Here is a 10,195-nt window from a genome sequence, read left to right as displayed (position 1 = left end):
ATGACAGGATATTTGTTTCTAATTCTTTATAATCTACCAAACCAGTAGTTCTATTTGCTTGACTCATATCAAACCTCCATTTTTTATATCAATTTATTACTTTTTTTTCGGTTTGACACACTTTTTTGAACGTTCCCAATTGCAGATATAAAATGTGGCTTTATATGTAATAAGAAGTTTCATATATGCTTATATATAGTAGGAGCTATAGTGTGTGCTATCACTATGTGTGTATCTTTGTATCTTCTATTTTCGGCTTCTCAATCTCTTGCATTGGCTTCAATAGCAACAATAGCTTCTGGAGGATCTTCATATCTGTTATTTAAGGCATGTAATGAAGTATATGGCCTCTATAACGAAAGTACTATAGTGACAGATCCTGATGTTATGCAACTTTTAGATAGTGGTTTAGCCCCAGTGTGAAGTATTTGCAGGTAGTAATATAGAAATTTACTTTCTTAACTTAAGAAAGTATACTGATAAGATGATAAGAAAGAAGTATAGTAAGATTTTAGTAGCGAACAGAGGGGAGATTACCTGCAGGATAATCAAAACTGCGCACAAGATGGGCATATCTTGTGTGTCTGTGTACTCAGATGCAGATGCAAATTCTGTGCATGTAAAGCAAGCAGATGAGTCAAGGCACATTGGCCCTTCGCCTGCTTATCTTAGTTACTTAAATATCGAAAAAATATGCGAAGTAGCAGTTGAAACAGGTGCCGAGGCGGTTCATCCTGGCTATGGGTTTTTAGCAGAAAATCCAGATTTTCCCCGTGCTCTGGAAAAACATAACATAGATTTCATTGGTCCAAGTGCAGAAACAATAGAAGTTACAGCCAATAAAATAACAGCAAAAGAAGAGGCAAGAAAAGCTGGAGTAAATGTAGTGCCAGGATATATGGGTAAGATCGAAGATGCTGCCCACGCAGCCATCGTTGCTGAAGAGATTGGTTTTCCTGTGATGCTCAAAGCTGCATCAGGCGGTGGTGGCAAAGGAATGCGAATTGTATATTCCAAAAAAGAAATTGAACTAGCATTTACATCAGCAACAAATGAAGCAGAGAAAAGTTTTAAAGATGGTAGTATTTTCATAGAAAAATATATAGAACTACCAAGACACATCGAAATACAAATTATTGCAGATAAATACGGCAATATAGTGTGTCTTAGGGAGAGAGAGTGCTCGGTACAGAGGAATAACCAAAAAATAATAGAAGAAACACCAAGCCCATTTATTAGTGAAGAAGTAAGACAAAAAATGTATGCTCAATGTGTTTCTTTGGCAAAGCAAGTTGATTATTTTTCAGCAGGTACTGTCGAGTTTGTTGTAGATAAGAACCAAAACTTCTATTTTCTTGAGGTAAATACGAGATTACAAGTTGAGCATCCAGTAACAGAATTTGTCACTGGAATAGATATAGTGGAAGAGATGATCAGAATTTCTTGCGGAGAAAAATTAAGATTTGGTCAGAATGATATTAAACTTATTGGCTCTGCAATAGAAAGCAGAATTTGCGCTGAAGATCCATCAAAGAGATTTTTTCCTTCCAGCGGAAGAATCAAATATTACGACAAACCAGATGAAAATGGTCATGTAAGAATAGATGATGGAGTAGCTAGCGGTTCAGAAATCAGCATGTTCTACGATTCAATGATTGCAAAGGTGATAACCTATGGAAAAGATAGAATAGAGGCAATCAGCAGAATGCAAAAAGCTTTGTCTGAGTGCTATATAGGGGAAGTAATAAACAACATAGAATTTCTAGAATCCATCTTCCATAATCCAAATTTTATTGCAGCAAAACTCCACACAAGATTTATTCCCAACCATTATCCCAGTGGATTTCAAGGTGATTTTATCACAGAGGAATATATTAAAATATTTATTTTTACTGCACTGTATGTTCACTTAGAAAATGAGGAAAGGTATTACAGTAAGTCAATAGATGAAGCATTCATAGTGAAAATAGACGATAATGAGTACTCCGTAAATGCAAAGTATCAAGATAACACATTAACAACAGTATATAACCACAATAAATACTCCGTGTTAGGTAGGTGGAAATCAAGTTACAGATTACTATATATCACAATTAATGACGATACCAACATAGCACTTAAAATAGAAAGACAAGACAGCAAATATTTCGTAAGGCACGCAGGTATGAAAGCTGAATGTTGTGTATTGAAACCTCATGTAGCTAAACTAAGCAAATTAATGCTAAACAACAAAACAGAAGGGATTTCAGTAGACACTGTGAAATCTCCAATATCTGGTTTATTGGTTAAATTACATGTAAATGCTGGAGATCATGTAGAGGTAGGACAACCTCTATTTGTTGTAGAGGCAATGAAAATGGAAAATATAATATGTGCTGAATCAGAAATGGTGATAAAAAATATCCCTGTTAAAGAAGGAAAAAATATACATGCTGGTGATTTAGTATTAGGTCTGGTTTCTTAAATAACATAAGCAGTATAAACTTGACCCGAATAAGATAAATGAAAACATCTGATGGGCTATAGCAATGGCCATTGGTATATGCAGCAACAAAGTGACTACTCCTAGAATTACCTGAATGATGACGGAGAATAGCATAACATATAATGGTTTTATACTGGCATTTTTTATTGTGAGTATTGCTGTCAGAACTAATATCAGCAATGCCAATGCCCGGTGTATGAATTGCACTGTTACTCTATTTTCAAAGATATTTAGCCAAGCAGGCTGTAAGTAAAATAAATCTTCTGGAACAATTTGTCCATCCATTAGTGGAAAGGTATTATAAATTAAACCAGCATTTAGCCCTGCAACAAATGCACCGAAGATTATTTGTATTGCGATTAGAATCAGAGTAAGTGTTGTGTAATATATACTACTGTTAATGGATTGAAATTCTGTCATCCCAGTGCGTGACACTGGGATCCATTTACATTTAAAAAATTTAAGAAAAGCATAGATTCCAGTGTCACGTACTGGGATGACAACATTGCTTTTTTTCACACAAGGCAATTCTGAAGTACATCTAGTCTTAGTTTTGTTTTGTAAACTTATCTGATAGTCAAAAAATTGATATGACAATAATGCAAAAATAACCAATGCAAGCAGTAAGTGAAGTGCGAGCTTATAGTGACTAACATGAGGATTGGCTACCAAACCGCTTTTAACCATATACCAACCAGCAAAAGCTTGTAAAATCCCAAATAATAGTGCTGTAGATAACCTTATTACTGCATTTTTAGGTATTCTTTTTTTTAGTGTAAAATATATAAATGGTAAGATAAAAACTAAACCTGTCAGCCTTGCGATCAACCTATGCACATATTCTATTAAGTATATGGTGCGGAATTCTTCCATACTCATACCATAGTTAAATGCTTTATATTCAGGTGTAGCTTCATATTTTGATTTTTCTTTTAGCCAGTCTTGTTCACTCAGCGGTGGCAATGTTCCGGTAATTGGTTTCCATTCCGTGATTGACAATCCTGCTTTTGAAAGTCTGGTAAATCCACCAATTCCCACCATGCAAATCACCATGAGAGAGCAGAGAAAAAGCCAAATAGCTACAGGTTTTGCTTCCATAATCCATGCTGAGTTTTATTCCATTGCTGAGGGTGAATAACAAATTCCCACAAAGCGAGAAAAGCTGCAACGCTATGTAGTAGACTATAGACGGGAAAAAATATTGATACTATATAAAAATAAAAAGGCATTTTTTGTTGTCTGATAGCTATTATCAAAAAAATCAAGTTAATACCGTATACTATTATAAAATAATATAAGAATAATTCATTCAAAATTTGAGTCAGCACCAATGAAAGTAACAAAAAAGGAGTCGTGAAAAATATAAAAGCTGAGGAACCAACAAAAAGGTTTAATAGCAAAACTCCCTTAAGCCCAGTGTGCTTAAAAAGTAATTTTATATTTTTTAAATGAACGATATAAGTTTGCATATAACCTTTAATCCAGCGTGCTCTTTGTTTGATCCAAGCAAACACAGTAGTTGGTGATTCTTCCAATGTTTCTGAATCAATAATCCTGGTTTTATATCCCATTTGCGCAAGTCTCAAACCAAGATCAGCGTCTTCAGTGACATTGTAAGCATCCCAAAAAAGCACTTTCTTTAAAATTTCCACTGAAAAATGGTTACTGCTACCACCCAAAGGTATTGGCATGTTCATTTTTTGAAATCCAGGCAAAAAATATTGAAACCAGTTCATATACTCGAGAGAAAAGAATTTTGTAAGAAAATTGCAACCAAAGTTATAGTAATTTAATTTCGCCTGTACACAAGCCAACTTTTCGTCACCATTATTAAATTCAATTAGTGCTTTTTTCAACTGCAACGGATCTGGCCTATCATCTGCATCATATATTACCACATACTTTCCTCTAGCAAAGCTCATAGCATAATTGCATGACTTAGCTTTTGTTCTAGGCAGAGAATGAGGCACTTTTATTACTTCAAAATACTGTGGTAAAGTGCATTTTTCTATAGCTGCCAACATTTCTTGGTCATCGCTCTCTATCACAAGCTTTACATCTAATTTTGATTTTGGATAATCCAAACTTTCAATGCTCTTAATCAATTGCTTTATAACCGCATTCTCTTTAAAAGTAGGCAATAAAATAGTATATATAGGTTCATTCATCTTATCATAATCTGCTTTTTGATTAGAAATTTTACGCAAGCCAAAAATTTTAGTTACAAATTTGAATAAAGAACTAGAACATCCGATTATAAATATCAACATCAAAGCAAAATATGCATATTTTTTTGTCAGTGTTAAAGTCGAAATTATAACAAAAAAAGAGGAAAAAAAGATTGAACTGAGCCTAATGCTTTTAGCTGAAAAATTACGATTCTTATAATATAAGTAGTTACTTGCGAATTCTGAAATACCAAAGTGCGAGTTAAGAAGATTTAAAATCTGTTCACTATTCGCTTTTATTAATACATATTCAATACCGTAATGAGATTCGACCCAAAGGTTGATATCTTGGCTTATGTCTTCAACCATAAAAAAAGTAGTATCATTTAATTTTTGCCAAGGAATTATATTAAACCTATAGTAGAAAAGTTTCTCTTGTTCTTTGCATAAACTAGAATCAAATTTAATTTTTTCTACATTATCAGTTTGAAGTACAGGCATTAAACTTAATGCAACTTTTTGCTCAAGTCACGTGAAAACGAAGATATAACCTCACTACTACGCTTATCATCTTTACGTTCATGCATTATTTTTTTTACAGCATCAGCAGCTACACTCGCTGTGTTAGCTTGTAAATCCCCAAGAGCTTTTTCAACTTGGTCAGTAACTTTCTTCAAATTAGAATGGGCATTTTCATCTAACGTTTGATCGAGTTGCTGTCTATTATGCTTAATAATACTATTAGCCTTATCAAGTGCTTCATTCATCATTTTGTTAACTTCTGCATCTAATTTTTTGTATTTTTCAGAAGATTTTTTGTAATACTCCAACATATCTTTTCTGAATTTTTCAGTTTCTTCACTTGAAAACTTGCTTTTGTTACGTTTATTGTTAAGTGCGTTTTTTATTACCTTCCTTAGCAATTTATACGAAAGGATAAAACCTACTAAAAAAGCAAGACTGATAACTAGTAATGTAGACATAAAAACCCTAAAATTCTTTGGACACCAAGTCAGCAACAAATTCCTCTTCAATTTCAGAATTAGTTAACTTAGTGTAGTAAATTAAAGCAATACTAGTAGCCATTTGTTTTAACTCACTAATATACTTAGATTTAAATTTCGCCACTCTTTCTTCAACAAGCTTGACTATTTTTTTGTCTTCCTCTTCTAATACATTCTTAACACTCGCTCTCATTTCTTCCACCTGAGCAAGTGCATCATCTATGATTTTTTTTGCCCGTACTTTAGCTTGATTTAAAGCTGCATCATACTTGGCAATCTGCTCTTCTGCACGTCTTAAAAGGTGAATAGAACTACTAAAAGAATCTAATACTGCTTTACTCCTAGTGTTTATTATTTCATCTAACTTTGGTAAGAATAAACAACTTACTACAAAAAAAAGTGAAGAGAAAAAAATCAAAAACCAAAAAATTTGAGAAGAGAAAGTTGAAACATCAAGCTGTGGCATCTGTTAAGCAGCAAATATTAATAACATTGCAAGTACAAACGCAAGCAACCCCATGATTTCAACCATGGCAGCACCAATATAAACGTAACTTTTCATTTTACCTTCTGACTCAGGGTTTCTCGCAATCCCATTTAACATAGCAGAGAAGATATTAGCTATACCTAAACCAGCACCGAGCATTCCAAATACAGCCAAACCAATTGCTATAAATTTTAAAGCCACTAAATCCATATATTACCTTTAACTATTTCTTTATAATATAATTGTAAAATATTCTGCAAGGAAGTCAATTACTTTACTGCATCTGACAAATATACACATGTTAATATAGTAAATATATAAGCTTGCAAAACTGCAACAAATACTTCAAATCCTATTAGTGCAATTATAAACAAAAAAGGTGCAGGTGTAAAAAATATGTTCATATTTACGATAAATCCTGCTGTCACTTTAATGATCGTATGACCCGCAATCATATTTGCTGCAAGCCTTACTGATAGGCTAATCGGTCTTACTAAATAAGCAAATAACTTAATAATAATTATTATAGGCGCAAGCCACGAAGGAGTTCCTTTTGGTAGCAATATGCGCAAAAATCCTACTCCTCTTTCCTTAAACCCAACAATCGTTATATAAATAAAAGCCACCATCGACAAAGCAAAAGTGACTATTACATGACTTGTGACCGTGAAACTATAAGGCAGAACACCAACTAAATTACATGATAAAATGAAAATAAATACTGTAAATATCAATGGAATATGTTTTAGACTCTTACTTCCAGTGTTATTTTCTATTATTGAAATAACAAAATCATATACATATTCAACTGCGGCCTGCAAATATCCTGGTATTACTGCCCCTTTTCTTACTCCAAGAAGCAAAAAGAGTACTGCCAATATTACCGAAATCATCATAAAAAGAGATGAATTGGTAAAGCTTATGTCATATCCAAATAACTTTGGTAGCTCTATTATTGTATATACTTTAAATTGTTCTAGCGGATTTAACGCCATTTTGACCCTGTATACTTAAACTGCAGAAGTAAATAAAGTATAAATTTTATAGAATAAAGTCAAGAATTGATCATAGGGAGCTCTGTATTATTATAGCATTAACATATTAACAAAATATACAATTAAAATGCAAATTATAGTCAGCTACCAATCTTATTCTAAATTCTTGACTTAACATCTTATTTTAACTATAATTTAATTTTAATATGAGGCAATTATGAACGAAATAGATTTTACTAATCCACCTTTAAATTTAGAACAAGAATGTGGCAACGGTTATGTCAAGTTTACAGATTATTCTTCTAATCCAGACACTGGTCTTTTCCACATGGCAGGTGAAATGCTAGATGAAAACCATGATATTATAGGAAATTTCACCGGCGATGCTTACATTTATAATTTCCATATAGATGATCACAATATGAATATTCAACTCTGCATGGAGATGGATTATAAGGGTGATATAAAGAAAATTCTTTCTTTGTAGAAAAAGTAGGCTTCTCCTTCGTTTTTTACAATTAGAGAAGCTACTCACTACAACAAGCTTTAAAATCATTATATTTTACATTACAATAACTTTTTTATTTTCTGTTAAATAAATGAAGTTCACATTATCTTGGTTACTAGATCATCTAGAAGCCAATGCCAGTTTAGAAGAAATTACTGATAAGCTAACTCACATAGGATTGGAAGTAGAAGATGTGATCGACAATGCTAAATTGGCTGGGTTTATTGTTGCAGAAATATTAGAAATCGCACCTCATCCAGATGCTGATAAACTAAAGCTATGCAAAGTAAATGATGGAAGTAAAGTTCTGCAGATAGTCTGTGGAGCAAAGAATGTTAGAGAAGGAATGAAAACCGTACTTGCATCTCTTGGCAGCACATTACCAAAAAGTGACTTCACAATTAAGCTTGCAAAAATACGAGGAGTGTTAAGTGAAGGAATGCTCTGCTCTGCTTTCGAACTTGCGCTGACTCAAGATGAAAGTGAAGGAATCATTGAGCTTTCTGATGATTATAAAGTAGAAGATAAATTTTTCAATTGTGATCCTGTAATTGATATAAATGTCACTCCAAATCGTGGAGATTGCCTAGGTGTTTATGGAATAGCACGTGATCTAGCAGCAACTGGAATTGGGACACTCAAGACTTTAAGCATTACACAACTTACCTATTCTATGGCCTCACCAATAAACGTCAAAGTCATCGATGGGGAGAGCTTTATTAGTGGAATATACATCACCAATGTAAAAAATAAAGAGAGCCCAAAATGGCTGAAAGATAAATTGGAATCGATAGGAATGCGCTCCATTTCTGCAATAGTTGATATTACTAATTACATCATGATATCCTTTAATCGCCCAATGCATGCATATAATGCAAAAAAAATAGAAGGAGAGCTCACAGTACGTAAAGCAAACGATGGAGAAAAATTTATTGGTTTAAATGATAAAGAATACTTATTGAACAAAGACATAAGCGTTATTTCTGATGATAAAAATGTTCATGCAATTGCTGGAGTTATGGGTAGTAAGTACAGTGAATGCACTCTTGAAACTACTGACATCTTTTTAGAGTCTGCTTGGTTTGACCCTATTTCTATCACTAAATCTTCAAGGCAGCTAAGCATCTCCACAGACTCAAGTTACAGGTTTGCACGTTCAGTTGACCCTAGTTTTACCCTTGATGGACTCAATCTTGCAGCCCAGATGATTTTAGATTTATGTGGTGGAGAAGTGTCAAGTGTAGTGTCTGCTGGCAATCTGAATAAGGCTGATACCAAGATAAATTTCGATTATCAAGATGTAAACAAACTTGGAAGTGTATCTGCATCACCTGATGAATTATTCAATATTCTAACAAAATTAGGGTTTAGTATTGATAAAAGAACTGAAAATAATTGGAGCATACATGTACCAACCTGGAGATCGGACGTAACCATACCTGCTGACTTAGTTGAAGAGGCAGTAAGAATATACAGCTATGATAAAATAAAGGAAGAGCCACTAGCAGAAGACGTTACAGTAGAAGAAGAGACACAAGATGATTTGCGCATTTTTATGACGAGCAGAGGGTTTCATGAAGTGATAACTTGGTCTTTTATGAGTGAATCAACATCTGAAAAGTTTGGTTACTTGAATAAATTATTTATTATCGATAACCCATTTAATAATGACTTTAATATAATGAGACCAAGTATCATACCAAATTTGTTGAAAGTTACTGCAGATAATACTGCCCATGGTACACTTGATTTTGCAATTTTTGAAATTGGACCAATTTATAATGATGAAGCTCAGTCTAAGTATGTTTTAAGCGGAATCAGGTCAGGAAATAATCTACCACGAAACCATTATAACACTGACAGGAAAGTAGATGTTTTTGACGCAAAGGCTGACCTCATAACAGCTTTGGAACTTTTTAATGTCAATTGTGATAATTTAGCAATAGAGAGAGCAGAAAAAGAATATTACCACCCAGGAAAGTCAGGTACCTTATCTTTTAGAAGTAAAATAGTTGGTTATTTTGGAGAACTGCATCCAAGTATACTGAATTTTTTTAACATCAAACAAAAAGTTGTAGGCTTTGAGTTGATATTAGAAAATATTGAAAATTTACCTGTAAGTAAGAAAAAATTTATCGATTATAAATATCAAAGTGTAAAACGCGACTTTGCATTTATTGTAAATAAAGATGTAGCAGCAGGTAATATAATCAATATGGTGAAAAAAAGCTCAGAGCTCATCACAGAAGTTTTGATATTTGATGTATATCATGGAAACAATATAGAATCGAATAAGATGTCTATAGCATTTTCAGTTACTTTCTGCTCTCCAACTCACACTTTAACTGAAGAGGAAATCCAAAAAGAATCAAATATGATAGTCAACTTAGTGTGTAAAAATACTGAAGGAAGGGAACGTTCAAAAAAGTGTGTCAAACCGAAAAAAAAGTAATAAATTGATATAAAAGATGGAGGTTTGATATGAGTCAAGCAAATAGAACTACTGGTTTGGTAGATTATAAAGAATTAGAAACAAATATCCTGTCAT

9 protein-coding genes and 1 pseudogene are annotated in these 10,195 nt (G+C 33.2%); 4 read left to right on the top strand and 6 right to left on the bottom strand.

Annotated features, from left to right (window positions below; translation table 11 throughout):
• Positions 1–138: 138 nt before the first annotated feature.
• Together JR312_RS04595 and JR312_RS04590 are read left to right on the top strand one after the other, a co-directional pair.
• Positions 139–423 (top strand): annotated as a pseudogene (locus JR312_RS04595) (ankyrin repeat domain-containing protein); the annotation flags it as partial.
• A 61-nt stretch (positions 424–484) separates the two neighbouring features.
• Positions 485–2,464, top strand: a complete 1,980-nt coding sequence (locus JR312_RS04590; protein WP_416647841.1) for an ATP-binding protein — start codon at positions 485–487, stop codon at positions 2,462–2,464.
• Here JR312_RS04590 and JR312_RS04585 read toward each other — a convergent pair.
• From JR312_RS04585 to JR312_RS04560, 6 genes are read right to left on the bottom strand one after another with little or no spacing between them, the layout of a single operon-like run.
• Positions 2,447–3,583: a COX15/CtaA family protein gene (locus JR312_RS04585; RefSeq protein WP_416647840.1), complete on the bottom strand. Its 1,137-nt coding sequence runs from the start codon at positions 3,581–3,583 to the stop codon at positions 2,447–2,449. The two genes, JR312_RS04590 and JR312_RS04585, sit on opposite strands and share 18 nt — an antisense overlap.
• Positions 3,565–5,154, bottom strand: coding sequence for a glycosyltransferase family 2 protein (locus tag JR312_RS04580; RefSeq protein ID WP_416647839.1), 1,590 nt, complete (start codon positions 5,152–5,154; stop codon positions 3,565–3,567). The genes JR312_RS04585 and JR312_RS04580 overlap by 19 nt, the downstream gene beginning before the upstream one ends.
• Before the next feature lie 5 nt (positions 5,155–5,159).
• Entirely contained in the window at positions 5,160–5,636 is a 477-nt protein-coding gene (locus JR312_RS04575; protein ID WP_416647838.1) for a F0F1 ATP synthase subunit B family protein, read from the bottom strand.
• Between the two features lie 7 nt (positions 5,637–5,643).
• Positions 5,644–6,123, bottom strand: coding sequence for a F0F1 ATP synthase subunit B family protein (locus JR312_RS04570; protein ID WP_416647837.1), 480 nt, complete (start codon positions 6,121–6,123; stop codon positions 5,644–5,646).
• Positions 6,124–6,126: 3 nt separating this feature from the next.
• Positions 6,127–6,354: a F0F1 ATP synthase subunit C gene (locus JR312_RS04565; RefSeq protein WP_006014985.1), complete on the bottom strand. Its 228-nt coding sequence runs from the start codon at positions 6,352–6,354 to the stop codon at positions 6,127–6,129.
• Positions 6,355–6,413: 59 nt separating this feature from the next.
• Complete coding sequence (locus JR312_RS04560) at positions 6,414–7,139, bottom strand: F0F1 ATP synthase subunit A (RefSeq protein WP_416647836.1); 726 nt, start codon at positions 7,137–7,139, stop codon at positions 6,414–6,416.
• Positions 7,140–7,356: 217 nt separating this feature from the next.
• Between JR312_RS04560 and JR312_RS04555 the strand changes: the two genes are divergently transcribed.
• Together JR312_RS04555 and pheT are read left to right on the top strand one after the other, a co-directional pair.
• Positions 7,357–7,626, top strand: coding sequence for a hypothetical protein (locus JR312_RS04555; protein ID WP_264330963.1), 270 nt, complete (start codon positions 7,357–7,359; stop codon positions 7,624–7,626).
• Between the two features lie 112 nt (positions 7,627–7,738).
• Positions 7,739–10,099 (top strand): phenylalanine--tRNA ligase subunit beta, encoded by a 2,361-nt coding sequence (pheT, locus tag JR312_RS04550; protein ID WP_416647835.1) that lies wholly within the window; start codon positions 7,739–7,741, stop codon positions 10,097–10,099.
• Positions 10,100–10,195 lie beyond the last annotated feature (96 nt).

Origin of the sequence: Wolbachia endosymbiont of Nasonia giraulti (assembly GCF_048054155.1) — a bacterium.
Classification (GTDB): Bacteria; Pseudomonadota; Alphaproteobacteria; order Rickettsiales; family Anaplasmataceae; genus Wolbachia; species Wolbachia pipientis_C.
This window is presented reverse-complemented; position numbering and strand designations above follow the sequence as displayed.